Origin of the sequence: Runella sp. CRIBMP, from assembly GCF_009905605.1 — a bacterium.
Taxonomy (GTDB): Bacteria; Bacteroidota; Bacteroidia; order Cytophagales; family Spirosomataceae; genus Runella.
This window is the reverse complement of the sequence record NZ_JAAAKZ010000006.1, coordinates 193,642-215,762: the sequence shown is the minus strand read 5'-3', so window position 1 is coordinate 215,762 and position 22,121 is coordinate 193,642. Positions and strand designations below refer to the sequence as shown.

Annotated in this window: 21 protein-coding genes; 7 read left to right on the top strand and 14 right to left on the bottom strand. The window is 44.6% G+C overall.

The window, feature by feature from the left end; genetic code table 11:
- Positions 1-61: 61 nt before the first annotated feature.
- Complete coding sequence (gene xerD / locus GVN20_RS17445; protein ID WP_166559605.1) at positions 62-955, bottom strand: site-specific tyrosine recombinase XerD; 894 nt, start codon at positions 953-955, stop codon at positions 62-64.
- 479 nt (positions 956-1,434) lie between these two features.
- Between xerD and GVN20_RS17440 the strand changes: the two genes are divergently transcribed.
- Entirely contained in the window at positions 1,435-2,235 is an 801-nt protein-coding gene (locus GVN20_RS17440; RefSeq protein ID WP_166559560.1) for a hypothetical protein, read from the top strand.
- 164 nt (positions 2,236-2,399) lie between these two features.
- Positions 2,400-2,705, top strand: a complete 306-nt coding sequence (locus GVN20_RS17435) for a hypothetical protein (RefSeq protein ID WP_166559559.1) — start codon at positions 2,400-2,402, stop codon at positions 2,703-2,705.
- A 45-nt stretch (positions 2,706-2,750) separates the two neighbouring features.
- Here the strand turns inward: GVN20_RS17435 and eat are convergent, their stop codons facing one another.
- A complete protein-coding gene (eat, locus tag GVN20_RS17430) occupies positions 2,751-4,076 on the bottom strand; it encodes an ethanolamine permease (RefSeq protein ID WP_166559558.1) in 1,326 nt (441 codons plus the stop codon).
- 92 nt (positions 4,077-4,168) lie between these two features.
- Positions 4,169-5,128, bottom strand: coding sequence for a VWA domain-containing protein (locus GVN20_RS17425; protein WP_166559557.1), 960 nt, complete (start codon positions 5,126-5,128; stop codon positions 4,169-4,171).
- A gap of 84 nt (positions 5,129-5,212) precedes the next feature.
- Between GVN20_RS17425 and GVN20_RS17420 the strand changes: the two genes are divergently transcribed.
- Together GVN20_RS17420 and GVN20_RS17415 are read left to right on the top strand one after the other, a co-directional pair.
- Complete coding sequence (locus GVN20_RS17420; protein ID WP_166559556.1) at positions 5,213-6,175, top strand: L-threonylcarbamoyladenylate synthase; 963 nt, start codon at positions 5,213-5,215, stop codon at positions 6,173-6,175.
- Between the two features lie 47 nt (positions 6,176-6,222).
- Complete coding sequence (locus GVN20_RS17415; RefSeq protein ID WP_166559555.1) at positions 6,223-7,023, top strand: sterol desaturase family protein; 801 nt, start codon at positions 6,223-6,225, stop codon at positions 7,021-7,023.
- A gap of 60 nt (positions 7,024-7,083) precedes the next feature.
- Here the strand turns inward: GVN20_RS17415 and glpK are convergent, their stop codons facing one another.
- Both glpK and GVN20_RS17405 read right to left on the bottom strand, forming a co-directional pair.
- Positions 7,084-8,583, bottom strand: coding sequence for a glycerol kinase GlpK (glpK, locus tag GVN20_RS17410; RefSeq protein ID WP_166559554.1), 1,500 nt, complete (start codon positions 8,581-8,583; stop codon positions 7,084-7,086).
- A gap of 17 nt (positions 8,584-8,600) precedes the next feature.
- On the bottom strand, positions 8,601-9,935 hold the full coding sequence (locus GVN20_RS17405; RefSeq protein WP_166559553.1) for a glycosyltransferase family 39 protein: 1,335 nt from the start codon (positions 9,933-9,935) through the stop codon (positions 8,601-8,603).
- A 164-nt stretch (positions 9,936-10,099) separates the two neighbouring features.
- Here GVN20_RS17405 and GVN20_RS17400 point away from each other — a divergent pair, with 164 nt between their 5' ends.
- On the top strand, positions 10,100-11,581 hold the full coding sequence (locus GVN20_RS17400; protein ID WP_166559552.1) for an arginine decarboxylase: 1,482 nt from the start codon (positions 10,100-10,102) through the stop codon (positions 11,579-11,581).
- A 201-nt stretch (positions 11,582-11,782) separates the two neighbouring features.
- On the opposite strand, the gene GVN20_RS17395 is transcribed toward GVN20_RS17400, so the two are convergent.
- A complete protein-coding gene (locus GVN20_RS17395) occupies positions 11,783-12,301 on the bottom strand; it encodes an HAD-IIIA family hydrolase (RefSeq protein ID WP_166559551.1) in 519 nt (172 codons plus the stop codon).
- A gap of 239 nt (positions 12,302-12,540) precedes the next feature.
- Here GVN20_RS17395 and GVN20_RS17390 point away from each other — a divergent pair, with 239 nt between their 5' ends.
- Together GVN20_RS17390 and GVN20_RS17385 are read left to right on the top strand one after the other, a co-directional pair.
- On the top strand, positions 12,541-13,005 hold the full coding sequence (locus tag GVN20_RS17390) for an Lrp/AsnC family transcriptional regulator (RefSeq protein WP_114066308.1): 465 nt from the start codon (positions 12,541-12,543) through the stop codon (positions 13,003-13,005).
- 137 nt (positions 13,006-13,142) lie between these two features.
- The gene (locus tag GVN20_RS17385; protein ID WP_166559550.1) at positions 13,143-13,922 is read left to right on the top strand and encodes a hypothetical protein; all 780 of its coding nucleotides are present in this window, start codon (positions 13,143-13,145) and stop codon (positions 13,920-13,922) included.
- A 52-nt stretch (positions 13,923-13,974) separates the two neighbouring features.
- Here the strand turns inward: GVN20_RS17385 and GVN20_RS17380 are convergent, their stop codons facing one another.
- The 8 genes from GVN20_RS17380 to nadA all read right to left on the bottom strand — a co-directional run bounded on the left by GVN20_RS17380 (position 13,975) and on the right by nadA (position 22,040).
- Positions 13,975-16,602 (bottom strand): valine--tRNA ligase, encoded by a 2,628-nt coding sequence (locus tag GVN20_RS17380; protein WP_166559549.1) that lies wholly within the window; start codon positions 16,600-16,602, stop codon positions 13,975-13,977.
- Positions 16,603-17,006: 404 nt separating this feature from the next.
- On the bottom strand, positions 17,007-18,092 hold the full coding sequence (locus GVN20_RS17375; protein ID WP_166559548.1) for a complex I subunit 1 family protein: 1,086 nt from the start codon (positions 18,090-18,092) through the stop codon (positions 17,007-17,009).
- Positions 18,093-18,221: 129 nt separating this feature from the next.
- Positions 18,222-19,058: a 1,4-dihydroxy-2-naphthoyl-CoA synthase gene (locus GVN20_RS17370; protein ID WP_166559547.1), complete on the bottom strand. Its 837-nt coding sequence runs from the start codon at positions 19,056-19,058 to the stop codon at positions 18,222-18,224.
- Between the two features lie 21 nt (positions 19,059-19,079).
- Entirely contained in the window at positions 19,080-19,298 is a 219-nt protein-coding gene (locus GVN20_RS29710; RefSeq protein WP_229599098.1) for a hypothetical protein, read from the bottom strand.
- On the bottom strand, positions 19,265-19,597 hold the full coding sequence (locus GVN20_RS29705; protein ID WP_229599097.1) for a hypothetical protein: 333 nt from the start codon (positions 19,595-19,597) through the stop codon (positions 19,265-19,267). Before GVN20_RS29705 ends, GVN20_RS29710 begins: the two co-directional genes overlap by 34 nt.
- Positions 19,598-19,608: 11 nt before the next feature.
- Complete coding sequence (gene yidD, locus GVN20_RS17360; protein ID WP_114066314.1) at positions 19,609-19,818, bottom strand: membrane protein insertion efficiency factor YidD; 210 nt, start codon at positions 19,816-19,818, stop codon at positions 19,609-19,611.
- 65 nt (positions 19,819-19,883) lie between these two features.
- Positions 19,884-20,780: a sugar phosphate nucleotidyltransferase gene (locus GVN20_RS17355; protein WP_166559546.1), complete on the bottom strand. Its 897-nt coding sequence runs from the start codon at positions 20,778-20,780 to the stop codon at positions 19,884-19,886.
- Positions 20,781-21,041: 261 nt separating this feature from the next.
- Positions 21,042-22,040: a quinolinate synthase NadA gene (gene nadA, locus GVN20_RS17350; protein WP_166559545.1), complete on the bottom strand. Its 999-nt coding sequence runs from the start codon at positions 22,038-22,040 to the stop codon at positions 21,042-21,044.
- Between the last annotated feature and the right edge of the window lie 81 nt (positions 22,041-22,121).

Below are 22,121 nucleotides of genomic sequence, written 5' to 3'. Positions count from 1 at the left end.
TTGAATATGGGGTAAAATAAAGGCGAAGATCGCGAGGGTCACTGACCTTCGCGACTTTTTTTTAGGCCCTTGGGTGGTATTTAGTGACCACTTCTCGCAGGTATTCACGGTCTAGGTGCGTATAAATCTCGGTCGTTGTAATGGATTCGTGCCCCAACATCTCCTGCACCGCCCGCAAATCCGCCCCGCCTTCAATCAGGTGCGTGGCAAAAGAATGACGAAAGGTGTGCGGGCTTACGGTTTTCTTTAGCCCTACCTCCTCCACTAAATTCTTGATAATCAGGAATATCATAACGCGCGTCAATTGCTTTCCGCGACGGTTTAAAAACACATAATCCTCATGGCCTTTTTGCACTTCCACCAAACTACGGATGTGCTCAATATACAATAAAGTATACTTGATGGCATCACTGCCAATGGGCACGAGTCGCGTTTTGCTTCCTTTGCCAATCACCCGCATAAAACCTGCATCAAAGTAACAATTGGTAATCTGTAAATTGACCAGTTCGGAAACCCGTAACCCTGAGCTGTACAAAACCTCCAACATGGCACGGTTGCGGGCTCCTTCGGCCGTAGAAACGTCGTTGGCCTCTAGAATCTGAATAATTTCGGGATAGGTAAGTACATCAGGAAGGCTACGAGACAAATGCGGCGACTCAATCAACTGGGTGGGGTCGACCTTTAATACATTTTCTAGCACCAAATAATTGAAAAATGCCTTGATACCCGAAAGCATCCGTGCCTGAGAATAGGCCACTAATCCCAAATCGTGCAGATACCCCAAGAAGCCCAGAATATCCAATTCTGTCATTTCTGTCAGGTCTTTACCTCCCAACAAATCCATGTATTCCGACAATTTGGTAGCGTCCCGGACGTATGCTTCCACTGAGTTATCGGCCAAGCCCCGTTCGAGCATCAGGTAGTCCTTAAAATGTTTGAGGTAAGAATCCCACATGTTAGATTGCAGCACAAGTCTTGGGCGTTAGATATAAAGTCTCCGTTAAAACCCTCGAATTTACTATCTATTGGGTTTAAAAAATGCCCTTAGTTAAAAAACAAAAAGCTGCCCGAAATTTCGAACAGCTTTCCGACGTTATCCACACCATTTCTATAAATTCAATTCAGTTTGAGCTGGAATTGAATTATGTTGCAATAATACTTAAATATCCATTAATCAAATATTAAAATTTTATTAAAAAAACAACAATATTCTAGCCTTTTTAAACTCTTTAAAGTAATACTATAACTATTTCAAGTTTACTTTTTTGAAAGCGAAAATTTTCCTGATTTCTATCATAAATCTATCCCATTCAGACCTACATTTCGGCATTTCATCTCACTTAATAATCAACTCATCGTTTTTTCACTTAGCCCCCTTATGTCAATTTAAGACATTTGATTCCAAATTATACAGCCACTTATTACCCATTAAAAATGGAAACATCTCAATACACCTACTTAAGAGCCCTAAGAGGGCTTTTGTTTTTTTGGATATTATTTTGTATGCACGGCTGCAATCGGCCGAACCTATTCGAAGAACCGCTGCCAGTCCAGAAACTCCCCAAACTAAACAATGTTGTTGCCTTCAATCGAAAGCACGAATTTTTTTATGATTCAAAAGATTTCGTCAATCGAATCAACATTATCAATAATTATCAAAGCGAAGACGAGTTTAGCACTTACTACACACTAACGTACAATTCTAGCGGCAGACTAGTGAAAGTCTTGGGGCAGGAAGAATCTGGCACCGTTAGAGAAACTAACTATTTTTACGACAAAACTTCGCTCGTCAAAACCGAGGAGTATTCCAATAAAATTCTCACAAGAACGACTGCGTTTACATTTAATCCCGACGGACAACTCGTAGAAAAAACCCGAAAAGTTGCCCAGCCCAACGACCAAGAACCCGAAACACTGAAGTATGTCTACGTTTATGACGCTCAAGGCAACCTAACTCAGGAAACCAGTTATAGCCCGGGGAAAACACCCGAAGATTGGACGGTTTATCAAACCGTGCTGTATCGTAAATACGACGATAAGCCCTACGTCGAACAGATGATGAAATACCCGCTTCTCCCACATGTAATCATGCATCGCAACAACCCCCAAGAAATTATTGTAAAAGGGGGCTGGTACTCCTACCTCATTACCAATGCCTATGAATACAACGACAAGGGTTGGCCAATCAAAAGGGTAATCGGTGGGACCGAAAAACTGCTTTTTAGCTATTATTGATTTCTGTTGGGGATTGATTTAAGTCATTTTAGAACCAAATGATAGCAATTCATGCCAAATGGTATTGACGAAATCCTTTTATATCTTGAACTTCACTTCGCAATTCGGCCAACCGCCGAAATTACAACAGCCAACACATTTCATTTATTGATTATTTTACAGCTATGAACATCAAAACAGTATCCATTGCCCTTCTGGTAGGTGCCCTCAGCCTGACGAGCACCCATGCCAAGAAAACCTCTCAACACACCTACTTTTGGGTAATTGAAAACGGAACGGAGACACAGCCGTTTAGCATTGTCCGCATTTATCGCGACGACAATCAACTTGTGTATGAAAAGCAACTTTCGAACGTAGAACTTGATATAAAAAAAGCAGGAACCCGGCGGAAACTCAACAAGATCCTGCGTGCCTATACCTCATGGGCCAAGCGGGTAAGTGAGTTGACATCCAAAGAGATTCCTGCTTAACGAAAGTTGGAAAAACCGAAAGTAACTGTCTCCTCAGCGAGGCGGTTACTTTTGGGTTTCGGTCTCTTCATTTCGATTAAATACTTTGTAAAGCACAAACGCCACCACCAGCGCTCCAATGTAATAACCCGTAAGCAACGGGTTGGAAACTGCCACCGCCACCAATGCTACTCCCGCGAGAATCAGGGCACAAAGCGGAACAAAAGGGTAAGCAGGCGACAAAAAAGGACGCTTTAGAGCAGGCTCTTTACGACGAAGCTGGATGACAGAAATAGAACCAAAGCAATACAAGGTCAGCGCCCCGAGCACCGACAAAATGATGATTTCGGCGGCGGTATTTGAAAACAATATCAAAATCCCCACTAACATATTGACCACCAAGGCATTGGTAGGAGTTTTAAATTTAGCATGAACTTTTCCGAGTACGCCCGGAAAATGCCTGATACGTCCCATTTCAAAAGTAGCTCTTCCAGCCGCCATCAACAATCCATGGAAAGAGGCTACCAGACCAAAAAGGCCAAAAACAATGACCGCAAAATACAGCGGATTGGCCTCCCCCACGAGACGCGCCAAAGCCAATGGCAACGGTGAATCAGACGTTGTACCGTCTGGTTTGTAGACAATGGCTTCCCCCCCCCCTACGCCAACGGAGCAAACAAACGTAAAGGCGCACAGCACCACCAACGTAAGCATGGCCGAACCAAAACCGCGAATGAGATCCCGCTGAGGGTTTCGGCTTTCTTCGGCGGCGTTGGCTAGGCCTTCAATGCCCAGAAAAAACCAGATAGAAAAAGGCAGAGCCGCCCAAACGCCCGCCCATCCATTGGGTAGCGCGTTGGCCGTAAGATTTTGAATTGAAATTTGGTTGTAGGTTGCCCCCGCAAACAAGATTAATCCCGCCACGGCCAAAAAAGTAATCAGCAACTCAAACGTAGCTGCCAACTGAACTCCCACGACATTCAGTAACGTAAAGAGCATATACGCACCCAACGCCGCGTAGGTTGGGGGCAATTCAGGAAAGAACAAATTAATGTGAGCCCCGATACCCACCGAAATCGCGGGCGGCGCCAATACAAATTCAAACACTTGGGCAATACCCGCCATAAACCCCCAATCCCGTCCTAAAGCCCGCGTGGCGTAATCAAACACACCGCCCGCTTTAGGTATAGCACACGATAGTTCGGCGTATCCTAACGTAAAACAAACGTACATAATGACCGACAATACCGTGGCTATGGCCATTCCTAAGGTACCCCCTTTCTCTAGTCCAAAGTTCCACCCGAAATACATTCCAGAAATAACGTAACCTACACCTAACCCCCAAAGTAAAGTAGGGGTAAGTGAACGATGCAAATTTTCATTTTGGGACATAAGAAATCTGTTAAGAGCGTAGAGTGGGTTATATAATAAGAGTGTGTAATGTTGTATAACGTGGATACTTAAAAAATGCCAAAAAGTTACGGTTAGACCTGAAAAGTGGTGACGGTGACCAATACGTCAAACGCAATCAACACCAATGCTGCTAGTAAAAAATACCTGTATTTATTACTGACTACGGCCACCTTCCGACTATCTATTAATCGACTTTCCACCGAATTTATCGCATTTACTACTTCTGGAATAGCATTAGATTGGTTGTTTATCTCAAAATACTTCCCGCCGGTGGTAGTGGCTAAGTCTCGCAGGTAAGCCGCGTTTAATTTGGTCGTCACTACCTGCCCGTTTTCATCTTTTATCCAATCCCCCTTTTGACGAATATGCCCCCCTGCGTTTGTGCCGACTCCTACGATAAACAGATTAAATCCAAACTGCCTAACGGAAGCCAAAGTTTTGCGCTCACAGTTTCCAAAATCTTCCCCGTCGGTCATCAACAAAATGATTTTTGACGTATTTGCCGATGGATTCTGGAGCAATTTCTGAATGCACAATTCCAGCGCACTGCAAATATCAGTACCAGTATTACTCACCTGCAACGTACTCAGCGATTGAGTAAATAACTCAAACGCATTGAGGTCAAACGTAAGGGGAACTTGCAAAAAAGCATCCGAAGAAAACACAATTAATCCAAAACGATTTTCAACCAACGAAGCACTGAGCCGTTGCAACTCAAACTTCACTTTTTCCAGTCGTGAGGGCTGAATATCGGTAGCGTCCATGGATTTAGAAACATCAACCAATACCATCACATCTTTTCCTTCCGCAATAATATCGCGTTCGGGCTCCCCGAAAAAAGGTCCCAACAACGCCACAATCAGCAATGCAAAATACGTAGTGCGCAGAAAAAATTTAATCACAACAGCCCGGGCCGTTGCCCCTAACGCCCTCGCAACCAAAAAAGTACGGCCAATGTAAAGTACATAGAGTACGAGAAACGTACCCATAAAAATGTATTCAACCGCGGTGAGTTCGTAGTTAAAATTCATAAAAAGGGTGAAATAATGGCCAAATTAACAAAAAAACCGTTGCAGAAGGAGGGTTAACGCTACACTATAGACTAATTTTGCAGCATGGCAACCATTGGAACCGATATTCTATCCGTTAAAAAACTCCTCAGCGCAGGAGAAGTAGTGGGCATTCCGACCGAAACAGTATATGGTTTGGCGGGCAACGCCTTCAACGACGATGCTGTTTTGAAGATTTTCAACGTGAAGAATCGCCCGCAATTTGACCCCCTTATTGTTCATACTGATTCCATTGCTCATGCCTCCACCTTTGTCCGTTCTTTTCCCCAAAAAGCAAAGCAACTGGCCGAGGCTTTTTGGCCGGGCCCGCTTACGTTGCTTTTACCCAAATCTGACACCGTTTCTGATTTGGTAACGTCTGGCCTCTCCACCGTTGCCGTCCGCATTCCCAACCACCCACTGACGCTGGAGTTGCTTGCCTCCCTTGATTTTCCGTTGGCCGCTCCAAGTGCCAATCCCTTTGGGTACATTAGCCCTACGTCGGCGCTGCACGTTGAAAACCAACTAGGAAAGAAAATCCCTTACATCCTCGACGGCGGTGAGAGCACGGTAGGCATTGAATCCACCATTGTAGGGTTTGAAGGAGAAGATGCCGTAGTGTATCGTCTGGGCGGGATTGCCGTAGAAGCCATTGAGGGCATAATCGGCCCTGTGCAAACCGTATCGCATTCTACTTCCAACCCCAAAGCGCCAGGGATGTTAAAAAGCCACTATTCTCCTAGAAAACCATTGGTTATCAATCATTTACCTGAAATATTACAACAATATTCACCCAACAAAATCGGAAGTCTGACATTTAATCATTTGGTGGATTCAATTCCCGCTGAAAACCAACGCGTTCTGTCTCCCGCCGCTGATTACCCCGAAGCTGCCAAACATCTTTTTGCGTACATGCGCCAGCTAGACAGCCTCCCAATTGAAGTGATATACGCGGAATTGCTCCCCGAAAAAGACTTGGGGCGTGCCATCAATGACCGCATTCGTCGGGCGGCGGTGAGGGAGGTATAAATCTTATTTGTATGAAACATAAACAGGCCAAAAGCAGTTAAAAACGCATGGATACCATTGATTTTACCCAACCATGGACTTTTGCCCAAACTGCTTTGTACTTTTTTTTGGGGATTTTCGGACGTTATGTACTCATTGCGGCCCTATTTCATTACCTTTTTAAAGTAAAATACGAGGCTTATTTTCAACCCCGCGAAGTAAACCAACGCCCCCGACGTCAAGGACAACATTGGCGAGAAATCGGTTTTTCGTTCATCACCGCTCTAATTTTTGCTTTTGTTGGTACCGGAATGGTGGTGGCTTGGCAAAAAGGGTACACCCAAATTTACACCGACTTCCATGAGAATTCCACCCTTTGGTTTATTGTCAGCATTCTGATTATTCTCTTTTGCCACGAAACCTACTATTATTGGCTTCACCGCTGGATGCACCACCCCAAAGTGTACAAATGGGTTCATAAAGCACACCACGACAGCATTACCACATCGGCCTGGACTTCATTTTCATTCCACCCGATAGAAAGCATTTTACAGGCGATTGTCCTGCCAGTATTGCTGTTTATTATTCCGCTTCATTACGTTGCGATTGGTATCATTTTATTGATTATGACCACCACCAGCGTTATCAATCATTTGAATACCGAACTCTATCCGCGCGATTTTCACCGTCATTGGTTTGGCAAATGGTGGATTGGCGCCACACATCACAGCCTACACCATTCTCAGTTTAAATACAATTACGGGCTATATTTTACCTTTTGGGACAAGTGGATTGGCACCGAAAGCCCAGATTTCAAGAAGTTGTTTGAGAAAAAAACGAGAAAGGAAGGGGAAAGTGTTAAAGTATAAGGGTGAAATATTGACTATTTTACCCTTATACTTTACACTTTCATTACACTCAGCACTTTTTCAATCTTCCCAGCCAAAAGAACGCTCTACGGCTTTGTGCCAACCTTTATATAATTTATCCCGTTGCGCATTTTCCATTTTAGGATTCCAAGTATGAGCTATTCCCCAATTCTGACGTAAATCGTCGAAGTTTTCCCAATAGCCTACCGCCAAACCAGCCGCATAAGCCGCCCCCAAAGCCGTGGTTTCGGTCACTGCTGGGCAAACGACGGGTACATTGAGCATATCGGCTTGAAACTGCATGAGGGTTTCGTTAGCCACCATCCCACCATCTACCCGCAATGATTTAAGCTCAATATCAGCGTCTTTCTCCATGGCGTTCATCACGTCGAGGGTTTGATAGGCCGTTGCTTCCAGTACCGCCCGTGCAATGTGGGCCTTGGTCACATAGCGCGTCAAGCCCGCAATTACTCCTCGAGCGTCGGCCTTCCAATAAGGCGCATATAATCCCGAAAATGCCGGCACAAAATACGCCCCACCATTATCTTCGACCGATTTTGCCAGTGTTTCTACGTCACTACTTTTTTCAATCATTCCCAAGTTATCACGTAGCCATTGAACCAACGCTCCCGCAATGGCAACGCTTCCTTCCAAAGCATAATTAACGGGTTGATTTCCAAATTTATACGCCACCGTCGTAAGCAATCCTTGCGTGGAAACTTTTAGTTCAGTGCCTGTATTGAGCAGCATAAAACAGCCCGTTCCGTAGGTGTTTTTGGCCTGCCCCGGCTCGAAGCAGGTTTGCCCAACCAATGCTGCGTGTTGGTCGCCTAAATCTCCCGCAATCGGCACATTGGGCAATACATCAAGTACCACGTTTCCGTACACTTCACTGCTGCTTTTGATGACCGGAAGCATCGCACTTGGAATGCCAAATGCAGCCAACATATCTGAATCCCAAGCCAACGTATGGAGGTTCATCAACTGCGTTCGGCTGGCATTGGTCACGTCGGTTACGTGCGTGCCGCCGTGTGGCCCACCCGTCAAATTCCAAATCAGGAAGGTATCCATGGTACCAAAGAGCGCCTCTCCTTTTTCGGCATCTTCGCGCAGGCCGGGTACATTATCCAACAACCATTTCAGTTTTAACCCACTGAAGTACGTGGCCAAAGGCAAGCCCGTTTGGGCACGAAAGCGGTCCTGTCCGCCATCTTGGGCAAAATGATTTACTAGGTCGCCCGTACGGGTATCCTGCCAAACTAGGGCATTGTAATAAGGTTTTCCAGTTTTTCGATTCCAAACGGCAGTAGTTTCGCGTTGGTTTGTAATCCCGACAGCGGCAATTTCGGTAGCCGAAATCGACCCATTGATGCGGGCCCCTGCAATTACTTCAAGCGTATTTTTCCAGATTTCTTCGGGGTTATGTTCCACCCAACCCGGCTGAGGATAAATTTGTTGGTGTTCTTTTTGACCCACTGAAATAATGTTTCCCTGTCGGTCAAAAATAATACAACGGGTACTCGTGGTACCCTGATCAATGGCAGCTACGTATTTAGACATTATTGGTGAAAGGTTTATTAAGCAATAAACTTAAACAAACTTTCAATACCGAAATAAATACTGTATAAAAATGCCAAACCTATCATACTAAACAATCCGATTCTGTACAAAAAGGCACTTCGCGTTTGCAAATAAGAAAGCCCCAAATAAAACATGGCCAATATACTGAAGAAGGATTGCAAAAACAGACGCCCCTGAAAACAAGACCACGCATCGTACCTAAAACCCGCCGTCAATACCAGGGCTACACTCACCACCAGAAGGCCAAGCCACGTACTTTTTTCGATATTTTCACGAAATTCTGTGACCGTCAACGAAGGTATTTTTGTTAAAAAAAGAACGGTTTGACGAATTAATAACCCCAAACCCAACAAAATAATCAACGTGGGAATCATCGCCACCAAGTAAATCAAACTGCCGATGTACCGAAAACGCGTTTTTACCCCCAAATTAAAATCATTTTCGAGGTCCGCGAATTTATACCAAAAGGTACTGTAGAAAAGAATGGGATAGACATGCAATAACTTTTCATCGCCATGATAAATGACTGGCGATTTCATCAAACGTACCAAATGAAATCCGTAGTAGCTTTTCGGACCAGTGTACATTTTTTGGTCACTCAACGGAAAAATATCCATGTTATGAACCACGGGTTTTCCTTCATAGTACCAATTTTCCGCAAATTTATACCCTCCTATTATACCAGTAATGAACCCCAAAATCATCAGCCGTAGCACTATCGTTTGCCATTTGATTTTAAAGTGCCAAAGCGTAAGGGCAATAGCCCCAAAAATGATGGGAACAAACGCCAAAAAAGTGCCTTTGGTTAAAAGCCCGATACCAAGGGCCAATGCCAACCAACGTTCGGTTTTGGGAGAGGGAGATTGAAAAAAGCGAGATAACAACCAAAAACACCACGTCCCGACCATAAACGCCAAACTGTCGTTGGTGACATATAAAGAAAAGGTAATGTAGGAATGCAGGAAAATGGCCAGTAAAAAACTTACATTGCGGGTCAAAACATGGCTAAAGTAATGTTTTGCCAACAAATACAGTACGTACAAATTCAAACACGACAAGATAACCGACAATAATTGAGTAACTTTCAAACTTGAGAGCGTATCAAAAGCAAAGAACGGCTGCGCCAACAAATAGTAAAGCGGCGGGTGCATAGCACAAAAAATCTCGCGGGTAAGCGGGAGCCGATGCTGAGTAGCAATAAAATTGATGACTTCGCCGTGTGCATCGGCGCCGTAAGCAGAAATAAAAAAATAGAGAAATACTCTCAACGCAATGCCAAACCAAAGCAAGAAGGTAAGCGCTCGTTCACGTTCAAAAAAAGAAATCAACATCCGAGAAATTATAAATTACACAAACTACCCTCTGTATCGGTCAACAAAAGTAAAGAATAATGGGAGGTTTTTTGCACTTTTTTCTTGCAAAAGCCGTTATTTTGGCAGACTTTCGCAGACTTTTTTTGTTTCACCAAACACACTTTTTATGCTTCTAAGGCAAAATGAAAAGTTCTTACACAAACCTAATTGAGCAGACGTTTGAATTCCCCACGCTGGAGTTTAACGTCCAAAACGACGAGCTGTCGTTTAACAATGTACCCCTTATGGACATTATACGCCAGTATGGTACACCGCTAAAAATCACTTATTTACCCAAAATCGGCGAGCATATCGGCAACGCCAAACAGTTTTTCAAAAACGCTTTTAAACGTTTCAATTACAAGGGTTCCTACACTTATTGTTATTGCACCAAGTCTTCTCATTTTAGTTTTGTTTTAGAAGAAGCGCTGAAGCACAACATCCACATCGAAACCTCGTCGGCGTTTGATATTCCCATTATTCGGAATCTCTACAAGGAGGGAAAAATTGCCAAAAGTACCTACATTATTTGCAACGGCTATAAACTACCAGGGTACCAAAAAGCCATCACGGAGCTTATCAATGAAGGCTTCAATGTAATGCCTGTATTGGATAACCTGCGCGAGATTGAATACTATGAACAAAATGTAACGGCCGAGTCGGTCAATTTTGGTATCCGAATCGCTACCGACGAAGAGCCTAATTTTGCCTTTTATACGTCACGTCTGGGAGTGCGCTACAGCGACATTAATGACCTTTATAAGGACAAAATACAGCAAAATCCGAAGTTTAAGCTTAAAATGCTTCACTTTTTTATCAATACAGGCATGAAAGATACCGCCTACTATTGGAGCGAACTGACGCGTTTTATGTTTAAATACTGCGAACTGAAAAAGATTTGCCCTGATTTGGACTCAATTGACATCGGCGGCGGGCTTCCCATTCAGACTTCGTTGCAGTTCAACTACGATTATCAGCAAATGATTGATGAAATCGTGGAAAACATCCAATGGATTTGTAACAAAAACAACGTTCCAGTACCGCATCTTTTTACGGAGTTTGGTAGCTACACCGTGGGCGAAAGCGGCGCGGTTATTTATCAAATCATCGACCAAAAACTCCAAAATGACAAGGAGATGTGGTACATGATTGACGGTTCGTTTATCACCCATTTGCCTGATTCATGGGGAATGAACCAAAAATACATCATGTTGGCGGTCAATAACTGGGACAATCCCTACCAAAAAGTAAACATTGGTGGTTTGACCTGCGACTCGCAAGATTTTTATAATACAGAAGCGCACAGCGCCGATTTATACCTTCCCGTTTTTGGACTTGATACCGAAGTACAGTACGTTGGGTTTTTCCACACAGGGGCGTATCAAGAGTCATTGGGAGGATACGGCGGTATTCAGCACTGTCTTATACCAGCGCCTCAGCATGTGCTCGTAGATCGCGACGAAAATGGCAACATTGTAACCAAACTCTTTGCTGGTCAACAAGATAGCGATAGCATGATGACAATTTTGGGATATACCAAAAATAACTCTGCGGCCAATGAACTTGAAGAGCAAAAAGCTACCGCGCTTGATTTGGAAGCTCAAACAGAATTAGCGCACAGTTAACAATAAAATCGGCACGATTTTCGTAATAAACACTTGATAGACACGCAGGCAACCCTCGGGTTGCCTGCGCAAATAATCAATCCATCATATGAAAAAGTTACTTACTCTTGCTTTACTAATGGTCGTACTTGCCGCTACAAGCTGCAACCGCAAAGGATACTGCCCCGCTTATGATAGCTCGGCAAAAACCGTCAAGAAAGCCTAATTAGCTTCAATAACCAATTGAGTGACATCTAAGAAATTAGATGCATAACTATCCCCAGCCGATTTCTCAGGTGCGGAGGTAAGGTGTATTGTGCGTACTCCGACGCGTTTTCCTGCCTGCATATCGCGGGAGCGGTCACCCACCATCCAAGAAGACATCACATCAATGTCGTATTTGGCAATTGCTTTTTCAAGCATAAGTGATTCGGGCTTGCGCATCAACGAACGGCTATCATAATCAGGATGATGTGAGCAGAAATATAAATCATCCAATAAATATCCACATTGCTCTTGGAAATACTGATGGCATTTCCATACCTCCTCTTTTGAGTACAGCCCTTTGGCAATACCCGCCTGATTGGTCACCACAATCAATAAATATCCCGCATCTTTCATTTTCTTTAGCCCTTCAACCACTCCTTCTGGGATAATCATTTCTTCTACTTGATACAGATATCCTTCCGTATCTTGATTCAGAACACCGTCACGGTCTAGAAATACACACTTTTTCTTCATTAGTCTAATCAATTCTGTCAAATTCAAATATAAAAATATTGGATGATTTTTTTGTAATTATTCGTGTTATTTTAATAAAAAAGTTTGTTTTTACGTTTTTGATTATTTTTCAAAAGTTATTTTTTCTTTGGTTTTATTGAATAAAATTAGCATTTTATTGTAAAATAATTCCACAAAGTCCTTACATTTGCAGTATATTATTTGTTTACGGCCTTTTTTATAAAAATTAAGCATTTCACATGAAATTAGACCAAATAGACCGCAAGGTTTTGGACATTTTGCAAGCTAACGCAAAAATTACCAATGCACAACTTTCGAAAGAAATTGGTCTTTCTCCGGCTCCTACCCTGGAACGGGTAAAGAAACTTGAACAGCATGGTATTATTCAAAGTTATCACGCACAGTTAGATCGCGAAAAAGTAGGGTTGGGCGTCACAACTTTTATCCAAGTATCTTTGACTGGTCACAAAAAAGATGTTACAGATTCGTTTGCCCGAAGAATAAACGAAATTCCCGAAATCATAGAGTGCCACCATATTACGGGTTCAGGAGACTTTTTATTGAAAGTGATTTCGAAAGACATCGCGTCTTACCAGAAATTATTATTGGAGTGCATCAATGAAATTGAGGAAGTAGCCAATACCCAAACCATGGTGATTCTTTCAACTTTCAAGGAAAGCAAGGTTTTACCAATCCCTTATTAATTTCCACTAAATTTTGTTGAAAAGAGGCGTGGCTTACGGTCACGCCTCTTTTCAATTTGAGTTTAGACCGCCGTTCGTCACATTTTGGTTGAGATTCAACAAAAGCCCCGCTATTTTGTTCCTCAAAAAACAATCCGATGACGTTCAAAGATTTCAATGTGCTTCTTATTCGCCTTTTTTTGGGCTACTTATTCACGTCTTCGGGATTATGTAAGCTCACCGAAGGGCATTTTGGTCAACTGATTGGCCCGCCCCTTCTCATTCAGCAACTTACCCCCCACGGTTTGCGTACATTTGGTTTTTTCATTGCTATTTCGCAAGTGATGGCGGGGGCTTTGGTCTTATCGCAACGCTACTCCGTACTGGGCCTGATTATGCTCATTCCCATGAATTTAGGCATATTGCTGGTGACCATTTCACAAAATTGGGCAGGTACGCCATACGTAGATGCGGTCTTTACGACGTTGAATATTTTCGCGCTTTTGTACGAATGGAATACGTTGAAATTCTTGCTTTTTCCTGAACAAACTTCCATTGAACTGCCGCTTCGAGTAAACCAACTTTTTCCAGGTACCAAATTTCCTCTCGTAATTATCGGTATTTTCGGAATTTCGTGCGTGTTGAGCAGATACCAAATCCTCGCAACCAGCGGGTTGGCTACCGTAGCGTATGCGTTGACTTTTTATAACGTTTTCAAAAGTCAGCGGTTTCCATTCTTTTATCGTTCCGTAATCATTCTGGCTCTTGTTTCCATTTTAGCAGTTACATGGATCGGCCTGTTGCACAAAACTATGCCATTCAACCCCTTCTTTCTTATTTCGATACCTATTATTGGAACTGCCTTGGCCTATTTTTCAACCTTGGCATGGATACTATTTTTTAAGAAGAATCTGCTTAAAGCCACAGAAGGCATATAAAACCACATTCGTTAGTTGGTCTCATATGCCTTGTCTGTGAGAAGAATAAATACTAAGCTTTCAGGCGCGTCAACGATTCCTGAATCGCGACAATTTTAGCTTCGGCATCGGCGAGTTTTTGGCGTTCTTTTTCGACCACATCCGCTTTGGCGTTTTGGACGAAACGTTCGTTAGACAGCTTTGCTTCTACCGATTTTTTGAAGCCTAAGCTGTATTCCAATTCCTTTTGGAGGTTTTCGATTTCGGCAGCTACGTCAAGTTCTCCCGCGAGATTCACAAAAAACTCATCGGCTTTCACCAAAAACGACATCCCATCAGCTTGGTCGGTCGCGTAGTTGATTTCTGAAATGTTGGCCAGTTTTACCAACAACCCTTCAAAAGGCTGGTATAGACCTTGATTTTCGGTCTTTATTGTCAAAGGCAATGCCGTTTTAGGGCTTATATTCTTGGTACTCCGCAGGTTACGGATGTTGGTCACAATCTCAAAGAAAATCTCAACGTTAGCCAAAAGCGCCGTATCAATTGCTCCAATCGTTGGGTATTCAGCCACACAAAGACTTTCTTTCTCCCCTCTTGGACGAATATCCTGCCAAATTTCTTCGGTGATAAACGGCATGAAAGGATGTGTCAGCGCCATGATGCGCTCAAAAAAGTCAATGGTTGCCTCGAAAGTATCTTTGTCAATGGGTTGGCCGTATTCGGGTTTAATCATCTCCAAATACTGCGAGCAGAAATCATCCCAAATCAATTTGTATACCGCATTTAGAGCGTCAGAAATACGGTATTTTGAGAATAGGTCAAGGACTTCCGTGACTGTTTGGTTGAGTTTTGACTCAAACCAATTGACCGCCAACTGTGCACTGAAAACTGGAGACTGTGGGCTGTACACTTCCCATCCTTTAACCAGACGAAATGCGTTCCAAATCTTATTACAGAAGTTGCGCCCCTGCTCACAGAGCTTTTCGTCAAACAGTAAATCATTGCCTGCGGGCGAGCTGAACAGCATTCCCGTGCGTACCCCGTCGGCACCATATTGTTCAATCAATGCCAACGGTTCAGGAGAATTCCCCAACGATTTTGACATTTTACGTCCTTTAGGGTCACGCACAATTCCCGTCAAGTAGACATTCCGGAAAGGCAATTCGCCTCTAAACTCATAACCCGCAATAATCATCCGCATGACCCAGAAAAACAGAATCTCAGGCGCTGTAACGAGGTCATTGGTAGGATAATAATAGTTGATGTCCTCGTTGTTAGTATCTTTGATACCGTCAAAAACCGAAATAGGCCAGAGCCACGAGCTAAACCACGTATCCACCACGTCGGGGTCTTGGGTCAGGTCGGCTTCGGTCAGGGCAAACAACTGCATTTCGTGCTGGGCTTTGCGAAGGGCTTCTCGTTTGTTTTTGGCCACAATCACGGTGCCGTCCGACAAATAATAGGCAGGAATCTGCTGCCCCCACCACAACTGCCGGCTGATGTTCCAATCGCGAATATTTTCAATCCAGATTCGATAGGTATTTTTAAACTTAGGCGGATGCAGCTGAATATTGTCATTCATCACGTTTTCGAGCGCGGGTTGACACAGCTCCTTCATCCGGACAAACCACTGCAACGACAAGCGTGGCTCAATGACGGCGTTTGTGCGCTCAGAGTGACCGACGTTGCTCTTGTAGTCTTCTATTTTCTCCAAGTTCCCCGACTCTTCAAGCAGTTTGATGATTTTTTTACGGGCTACAAAACGGTCTTCACCCACCAAAATCAGCGCTTTCTCGTTGAGTTTTCCTTCCTCGGTCAAAATATCGATGATTTCGAGCTTGTGTTTTACGCCCAAATCATAGTCATTTTGGTCGTGCGCAGGCGTCACTTTCAAGGCTCCCGTTCCAAAATCCATCGTCACGTATTCATCCGTGATAATCGGAATCTCGCGGTTAATGAGCGGAATAAGCGCTTTTTTACCGTGTAAATGCTTAAAACGCTCGTCGTCAGGGTGCACACAAATGGCGGAGTCGGCCATGATGGTTTCGGGGCGAACGGTTGCAATGATAATGTCCTCATTCTCTCCCACGATGGGATACCGCAGGTAGCACAGTTTCGTCATTACCTCTTTGGTGATGACTTCCTCATCGGAGACGGTGGTTTTGGCCTGTGGGTCCCAATTGACCATGCGATGACCACGATAAATGTAGCCTTTGTTGTACAGGTCAATAAAAGTGTCAATCACGGCATCATAAAGCGACGGCTCCATGGTAAACCGCGTGCGGTCCCAATCGCAAGAGGCGCCCAATTTGCGCAATTGCTTCAAGATAATGCCGCCGTATTTATCGGTCCATTCCCAAGCATATTTATAGAATTCTTCGCGGGTCAGGTCACTTTTCTGAATGCCTTGTTCTTTGAGCATCGCCACCACTTTGGCTTCGGTCGCAATCGAAGCGTGGTCGGTGCCCGGCACCCAACATGCCTCTTTGCCTTCCATGCGTGCCTTGCGGACGAGTACATCCTGAATGGTATTGTTGAGCATGTGGCCCATGTGCAACACCCCCGTCACATTGGGCGGCGGAATGACGATGGTGTAAGGCTCTTTGTCAGGATTCGGCTTGGAATTGAAATAGCGGTTTTCAATCCAATAACTGTACCATTTGTCTTCAATTTCACGCGGATTGTAGGTCTTCGAAATCATGTTTTAGTTGTATTGACTTTGGATGTCGGGTGGTATATACTAGGTAAAATATCCGTTATTACGGTCAAAAAATGTGTGCAAAGATAGGGAATTCTCTGTGAACCCGGTCACACAATGGCCTGGAATGCGGAGGAATAGACTTTCATTGTTTCTGAGTTGTTTGATAATTTGCATTAAAAAAAAAGCCCGACTCAGACGAGTCGGGCGATATATTTTTAGGGGTTAATAGCTACCTAAAATACGACGCTCCCGACTCGGACACAGCCCACCACACGAACGTTCGTGACTTTGACGGCAGGTATGTTGCTCAGCGTGAGGTACATCGTAATTTTGTTTATTTGCAAAAATAGGAAAAAGAGGATTGAATTATTTTATTTTGGGCTGAAAATATTCTTAAAAAAAATTTATACCATCAACAAACGCCAAATCCCGCAGAAAAGAAACAGAATCAATGCCACGGGAGTAAGCACTTTCCAACACAAAAACATGAGCTGGTCTACGCGCAAACGCGGGAACGTCCAACGAACCCACATCTGAATCAGAATGGCAAAACCTGCTTTAAAAATCAGCCAAAAAGCGCCCGTTACGTTGCCCCAAATGGTGCCAGGAGCGCCGCTTGTCCAGTCGGCAAGGCGCAGCGGGCCAATGTTGGGCAATGGAGTATTCCAACTTCCTAAAAACAAAATGGCCCCCAACAACGACACCAACAGCATCATGGCGTATTCTGACAAAAACAGCAGCGCCCACCGCATTCCCGAATACTCCGTGTGGAATCCTCCCACGAGTTCTGACTCTCCTTCGGGGATGTCAAAAGGGGCGCGGTTACATTCGGCCAATGTAGTGATAAAGAACACAATGTAGGCGACAATCAAAAAGGGACTTCTGACGATATTCCAACTAAAAAAACCGCCAACCCGCGTAATATCAACGCCCATTGATTTTAACCCAAACAGGTACGTTATCTCGTCAGAATAAATCCCTTGTTGATAACTTATGGTCTGCAAATCAAGGGTTTGGGCCGTCATCACTACGCACAGTATGACCAACCCCAGCGGGATTTCATACGAAATGATTTGAGCCACGGAACGAACCGCCCCAAAAAGGGCAAATTTGTTGTTGGAACCCCAGCCCGCCATCAAGATTCCAATTACATCCACGGAGATAATCGTCATCAAATAAAATATCCCGACCGAAGTGGTAGAACCCTGTAAATCAGGACTTAATGGAAGCACCGCATAACCCGCAAAAATAGCCGTAAAAATCACCAACGGGGCCAACAGAAACAGCTTTCGGTCGGCAGTGGCGGGAACGATGTCTTCTTTTTGCAGAAGTTTGAGCAAATCAGCGATGAGTTGCAGCAAGCCCCATTTCCCTACTTCCATCGGTCCCATACGGTCCTGAATAAAAGCGGAGACTTTACGTTCCAAATATACCCCCACCACCACGGAGGAAAGGGCCATTATCAAGAAGATCGGTAGCGTTACGGGCATGGGTACTCGCGAAAAATTTGCCCAAAACTACGCAAAAATCCCAAAAACTGGCAATTTGTCAATCTTTCAGACAAAGCCCATTGCACTTTTAGCATGTCTTTGGTATGTAGTGCCTTCGGCGAAGTTTTATTACGAGAATCGCTCAAACTTATCCCAGTTGGGTTTGCGTTTTTCGAGGAACGCATCACGCCCCTCTTGCGCCTCTTCGGTCATGTATCCCAAACGAGTGGCTTCTCCTGCAAACAATTGCTGCCCGACCAAGCCATCGTCGACGAGGTTGAAAGCAAATTTCAACATCCGAATCGCCATTGGGCTCTTTCCAAGAATTTCCTGCGCCCATTGAAAGGCCGTATCTTCCAGCTCTTCGTGCGGAACCACGGCGTTGACCATACCCATTTCGAAGGCTTCTTGGGCCGAATAACTACGTCCTAAAAAGAAAATTTCACGGGCACGTTTCTGGCCAATCATCCGCGCCAAATAGGCCGAACCGTATCCTGCGTCATAACTAGCAACGTCGGCATCGGTTTGTTTAAAAATTGCGTGTTCTTTGCTGGCTAACGTCAGGTCGCAGACAACGTGCAAGCTATGTCCACCACCTACCGCCCAACCTGGCACGACCGCAATCACGGGTTTGGTCATAAAACGGATTTGGCGTTGTACTTCCAAAATATTGAGGCGGTCGCGGCCATCTTCGGCGCGATAGCCACCTTTTTGACGGGCTTTTTGGTCTCCTCCTGAACAAAATGCCCAAATGCCATCTTTAGGCGATGGTCCCTCACCCGACAGCAACACCACCCCTATTTTGGGGTCGTGGGTAGCATCACCAAAGGCATCGAGGAGTTCGAAGGTAGTTTTGGGACGGAAGGCGTTGCGCACTTCAGGGCGATTAAACGCAATGCGAGCTACTCCGTCGCATTTTTTGTAAGTAATATCCGTATATTCTTTGGCCGTAATCCAGTTTAGCATAGCGATGGTTTTTTCTACAAATTATCGGTTTAAAAAATAGTTTCTAAATAAGTGCATCTTTGGGATTTCTACCGCTACGTATTTCTCAAAAATCACATCGCCCACCTGCGAGCGCAACGCGGAGATACCCACATCAATCCGGCTCAGCCCCTGCTCGGTCAGCAAAATATTATCAAAGGCCAACCCACCAATATCCGAAGGGCCTTTTAGGTCTCGGTGTACAAAGCCCGCTTGATGCAAAGCGCGGAGTTCATCCTCAAACACATCAAGCCATAGTTCGCGCATTTCCACTTCGTAGGTGCGGTAGTCCATGGGAGGAGGCGTTCCATCACCAACATTTCAGCTTGTAAGTCTTCGTTATAATCCAAACGGATAAACTTGACTATCAAATCATTCACTGTATTAGCAAACTTCATTTTTTCGGCTTCCGAGCCAATGTCCGAGCGGGTATCACCCGTAAACAGCTTGGCCACTTCCGTATCTGAAAGCACAATCACGGTGTTATTGGCACCCGACGAAAGTTTACGGGGGTATTTCATGGTTATCATTTTTATGGCACCGGATCATACCCATGCCCACCCCACGGGTGGCAACTTGCAATGCGCTTGAGTCCCAACCACCCACCTTTGAGCGCACCGTGTTTTTGAACGGCCTGAATCATGTAGTGCGAGCAAGTCGGGGTATAGCGGCACGAATTGGGCAGATACGGCGAAAGCGCCACCTGATAAGCCCGTACAATGAAGATGAGGATGGTTTTCATAGTTGGATTAAGTCCCTCTCCGATGCGGAGAGGGATTTAGGGCGGTCAGCCGCGCGGTGAGGATTTTACCACAATTGACTCGGATACTTCCCCTCCTCATGCAGCTTTTTCAATGCCGCCTGCACGGTGGGTTTATCTTCTGGATAGGTAACACCAAACCATTCAGAAGCATTAGGAATCACTTTAAGCTTACCTAAACCACTCTTAATCAAATGAGTAGCTACTACCGGAATATAAAACTCCGCTTTAGGTGCATTATAGTTATTGCGGGCATAATCAGAGAAAAGCGTCTGGGTAATGGGGAAAACAGACGGCTTAAAACCCCAAAAATTCATCGAAACGGGCGTTTCAGGACCAAGTTCGGTAAGCTCGCCGCTTTCTTCAAAATAGATTTTTCCTTCCTGCGGGAAGATTTTTGTGCGCTCAGTCACCACGTCCAAATAACCTTCATCATTGACTTCACACACCCCTCGCGAAACGGTGCCGTTTTCCGAAAGTGTCTTTTTTACTTGGTACGCAATTAGCGTATGCTCGCTGTCGTCTGCGCTGGTATTGAGGAAATCCGCCACGAGTTGAAAGGCTTCAAGGCCGTAAAAATCGTCGGCATTGATGATGGCAAAAGGCGTTTGGGTCTGTTCCCAGCCGCACAACATGGCGTGGCCTGTGCCCCAAGGTTTGGCGCGTTCGATTTCCCCTAATTCCACGGGCACGTAGCTTTGGAAACCCTGAATGGCGTAATCGTAGTCAATTTTCCCTTTGAGTTTGGGACCAAATACTTCTTCAAAATCAGCACGAAGTTCTTCACGAATAATAAAGACAACTTTGCCAAAACCAGCCCGAATGGCGTCGTAGAGAGAATAATCAATGATGGTTTCGCCGTTGGGGCCAAATTGGTCGAGTTGTTTTATTCCGCCGTAGCGGCTGCCCATGCCTGCGGCAAGTATTAAGAGGGTGGGTTTCATTTAAATGTGTAAATGTGAGAGTGAATGAGCCTAAGGCTTAATGCCATTTTTTTTACTTTGAATCTTTTTTAAGAGTTGTTTTGCAGGAATGGTTTTCATTCCCCCTTTAGCATCAGCAATTACATAAGCGAAATATAGCTTTTAAATGTTATCGACATTTACAAATTCCCAACTGTGAAGCATCTCAGGCAAAATTGTTGATACCGCAGTCGTCTTCGCTGCCCCGTTTGGCCCAGCAATGATGTATAAATCAGACATCCGCTACAGATTCTTGCTCATCTCCAGCATTCGATTGACTGATTCGTAGGCTTTCAGACGTACATCTTCTGGAACGGTGATTTCGGGTTGCTCGTACAGGAGCGCATTGTACAGTTTTTCGACCGTGTTCATTTTCATGTACGGACATTCACTGCACGCGCAAGTGTTGTTTTCGGTGGCGGGGGCGGGAATGATTTTCTTGCCCGTTCCTGCCGCTGCTTGTTTCATTTTGTGCAAAATTCCCGCTTCCGTGGCTACGATAAATTCATCGTGCGGTGTTTCAGCCACAAATTTCAGGATTGCGGTGGTTGAGCCTACAAAATCGGCCTGAAGCAAGATGTTGTCTTTGCATTCAGGGTGCGCTACGAGCAGGGCACTGGGATATTTTTCGCGCAGGGCTTTTAATTTGGCTTCCGAAATATCAACATGAACGATACAGGCACCGTCCCACAGCACCATATCACGGCCCGTTTTTTTGGATACATAACGACCTAAATTGGCGTCGGGGGCAAAGATAATTTTTTGGTCTTTGGGCAATTGCTCCACAATCTTGACGGCATTGGACGAGGTCACGATGATGTCTGATAATGCCTTGATTTCAGCCGAGCAGTTGATATAGGAAAGAACCAAATGATCGGGGTATTGCGCTTTGAAAGCCGCGAATTTATCAGCTGGGGCCGAGTCGGCCAACGAACAGCCCGCGTTCAGGTCAGGAATCACAACTTTTTTTTCAGGGCTGAGGATTTTGGCCGTTTCACCCATGAAATGAACGCCGCAAAAAACAATCATATCGGCAGGAGTAGCGGCGGCCTGCTGTGAAAGCCCGAGGCTATCGCCGATGTAGTCGGCCAAATCCTGAATGGCACCATCTACATAATAATGCGCCAAGATAACGGCATTTTTTTCTTTACGAAGCCGATTAATTTCCGCCACTAAATCTACTTCTGGCGCAACTGCTTCGCGCACGTATCCATATTTTTGTACTTGTTCAAGGATTTCCATTTTCGTCTGATATTTGGCCCAAACTTACGCAATTTGTTTTTTGATTTTAAGCAGATTTTTGGGTTTTTGGGTTGTTAGTCA

Bases quoted from the DNA above. Each gene is read 5' to 3' on its own strand.
- GVN20_RS17370 (WP_166559547.1), bottom strand. From the start codon at position 19,058: ATGCTAAACTGGATTACGGCCAAAGAATATACGGATATTACTTACAAA.
- GVN20_RS17355 (WP_166559546.1), bottom strand. From the start codon at position 20,780: ATGAAACCCACCCTCTTAATACTTGCCGCAGGCATGGGCAGCCGCTAC.
- eat (WP_166559558.1), bottom strand. From the start codon at position 4,076: ATGTCCCAAAATGAAAATTTGCATCGTTCACTTACCCCTACTTTACTT.
- GVN20_RS17375 (WP_166559548.1), bottom strand. From the start codon at position 18,092: ATGCCCGTAACGCTACCGATCTTCTTGATAATGGCCCTTTCCTCCGTG.
- GVN20_RS17440 (WP_166559560.1), top strand. From the start codon at position 1,435: ATGGAAACATCTCAATACACCTACTTAAGAGCCCTAAGAGGGCTTTTG.
- GVN20_RS17425 (WP_166559557.1), bottom strand. From the start codon at position 5,128: ATGAATTTTAACTACGAACTCACCGCGGTTGAATACATTTTTATGGGT.
- nadA (WP_166559545.1), bottom strand. From the start codon at position 22,040: ATGGAAATCCTTGAACAAGTACAAAAATATGGATACGTGCGCGAAGCA.
- xerD (WP_166559605.1), bottom strand. From the start codon at position 955: ATGTGGGATTCTTACCTCAAACATTTTAAGGACTACCTGATGCTCGAA.
- GVN20_RS17380 (WP_166559549.1), bottom strand. From the start codon at position 16,602: ATGATTTCGAAGACCTACAATCCGCGTGAAATTGAAGACAAATGGTAC.
- GVN20_RS17385 (WP_166559550.1), top strand. From the start codon at position 13,143: ATGACGTTCAAAGATTTCAATGTGCTTCTTATTCGCCTTTTTTTGGGC.
- GVN20_RS17390 (WP_114066308.1), top strand. From the start codon at position 12,541: ATGAAATTAGACCAAATAGACCGCAAGGTTTTGGACATTTTGCAAGCT.
- GVN20_RS29705 (WP_229599097.1), bottom strand. From the start codon at position 19,597: ATGAAATACCCCCGTAAACTTTCGTCGGGTGCCAATAACACCGTGATT.
- glpK (WP_166559554.1), bottom strand. From the start codon at position 8,583: ATGTCTAAATACGTAGCTGCCATTGATCAGGGTACCACGAGTACCCGT.
- GVN20_RS17405 (WP_166559553.1), bottom strand. From the start codon at position 9,935: ATGTTGATTTCTTTTTTTGAACGTGAACGAGCGCTTACCTTCTTGCTT.
- GVN20_RS17420 (WP_166559556.1), top strand. From the start codon at position 5,213: ATGGCAACCATTGGAACCGATATTCTATCCGTTAAAAAACTCCTCAGC.
- GVN20_RS17395 (WP_166559551.1), bottom strand. From the start codon at position 12,301: ATGAAGAAAAAGTGTGTATTTCTAGACCGTGACGGTGTTCTGAATCAA.
- yidD (WP_114066314.1), bottom strand. From the start codon at position 19,818: ATGAAAACCATCCTCATCTTCATTGTACGGGCTTATCAGGTGGCGCTT.
- GVN20_RS17400 (WP_166559552.1), top strand. From the start codon at position 10,100: ATGAAAAGTTCTTACACAAACCTAATTGAGCAGACGTTTGAATTCCCC.
- GVN20_RS17435 (WP_166559559.1), top strand. From the start codon at position 2,400: ATGAACATCAAAACAGTATCCATTGCCCTTCTGGTAGGTGCCCTCAGC.
- GVN20_RS17415 (WP_166559555.1), top strand. From the start codon at position 6,223: ATGGATACCATTGATTTTACCCAACCATGGACTTTTGCCCAAACTGCT.